The sequence below is a fragment of the Mesorhizobium sp. M7A.F.Ca.CA.002.15.2.1 genome, assembly GCF_003998715.1.
Taxonomy (GTDB): domain Bacteria; phylum Pseudomonadota; class Alphaproteobacteria; order Rhizobiales; family Rhizobiaceae; genus Mesorhizobium; species Mesorhizobium ciceri.
The window spans coordinates 1-1,594 of the sequence record NZ_RZPI01000939.1 but is presented as its reverse complement, the minus strand read 5'-3'; the positions used below and the strand labels follow the sequence as shown (position 1 = coordinate 1,594).

Genomic DNA, 1,594 nt, shown 5'->3' with positions numbered 1-1,594 from the left:
GTTTGTCACAGGTCTAGACCAAAGCCGCCGACTTTGGAACCTTTAGGGCGAGATGAATTCATCTCGCCGGGGAAAACGCTTTCACGTGTCCAGACCGGCGATGACGCCGGCGAGCACGGCCAGCAATTCACCGCTGCCGGCAGCAAGGGCGCCGTGACGAGTCACCTCGCCGGCATAAAGTGGAGCGCGGCCATGCTGGTCGAGCAGCTGGCCGCCGGCCTCGCGCAGGATGAGGTCGGCCGCCGCAATGTCCCAGTCATGCGCGTTCGGCTTGACGAAAGTGGCGTCCAGCGCGCCATTGGCGATCATGGCCAGCCGATAGGCGAGCGAAGGGCTGTAAGGCGCCCGCTTCAGCCGCGCCTGCCATTCGGCAGGCATCAGGTCGGTCAACTGCTTCAGCCCGGAAATCTCGGCCGTTTCCGCCAGCTTGCGAACCGCAATGCGCTTGCCGTTGCGGAAAGCACCCTGGCCGGGCAGCGCCCAATAGGTCTCCTCCATCGCCGGGCATTCCAGCACGCCGGCCAGCGTGCGGCCATGCTCGACGACGGCGACGCTGACGCACCAGGTGCGCTGGCCTTCCAGGAAACCGCGCGTGCCGTCGATCGGGTCGACGACGAAGGTGCGGCGTGCCGAAAGCCGGACCGGATCGTCAACTGTCTCTTCCGACAGCCAGCCATAATCCGGCCGCGCCGCCAGCAATGTTTCGCGCAGATAGGCGTCGGCCGCGTGGTCGGCCTCGCTGACCGGTGATGTGCCGCCCTTCATCCAGACTTGCGGGCTGTTGCCGAAGTAGCGCATGGCGATCACCCCCGCCTCGCGGGCGGCATCGCGCAGCAGCGGCAAGTCTTCGGTGGCTCCGGCAGTGGTCAGGTCATGCTCCGGCAAGGGTCATGCCTTCGATCAGGAGCGTCGGCGCCGCGGTGCCGAAATTGCGGTCGAGGTCATCGGCCGGCACCATGTTGAGGAACATCGTCTTCAGGTTCGAGGCGATGGTGACCTCGGCGACGGGATAGGCCAGTTCGCCATTCTCGATCCAGAAACCGGAAGCGCCGCGGCTGTATTCGCCGGTGACCATGTCGACGCCCTGGCCGAACACCTCGGTGACGTAGAAGCCGGTCTTGAGCGATTTGATCAGCTCTTCCGGCGACCGCTCGCCGGGTTCGATGGCGAGATTGGTGGAGGATGGCGTAACGGAGGAGCCGCTGCGTGCGCCGCGGCCGTTGGTGACGAGGCCCAGCTCCCTTGCAGCCGAGGTCGACAGGAACCAGTGGTTGAGCACGCCCTTCTCGACCATCAACAGCTTTTCGCCCTCGACGCCTTCGCCGTCGAACGGACGCGAGGCCTGGCCACGTCGCCGGAGCGGCTCGTCGGTGACGGTGATGGCGGAGGCGGCCACCTGCTTGCCCATCATGTCGCGCAGGAACGAGGTCTTGCGCGCGACCGAGGCGCCGTTGATGGCGCCGGCGAGATGGCCGGCGATGCCGCGCGCGACGCGTGGGTCGAACACCACGTCGACCGGCCCGGTCGCCGCCTTGCGCGCGCCGATGCGGCGCACGGCGCGCTCGCCGGCCTTGCGGCCGATGTCCTCGGGCGC

General features: G+C 67.3%; 2 protein-coding genes. Both read right to left on the bottom strand.

The features are described from left to right. Nucleotides 1–81: 81 nt before the first annotated feature. Nucleotides 82–885, bottom strand: coding sequence for a 3'(2'),5'-bisphosphate nucleotidase CysQ (locus tag ENZ74_RS31315; protein ID WP_013532346.1), 804 nt, complete (start codon nt 883–885; stop codon nt 82–84). Next, nucleotides 872–1,594: metallopeptidase TldD-related protein (locus tag ENZ74_RS31310; RefSeq protein ID WP_164761369.1), on the bottom strand; the 723-nt coding region annotated here is incomplete at its 5' end. The genes ENZ74_RS31310 and ENZ74_RS31315, both read right to left, overlap by 14 nt.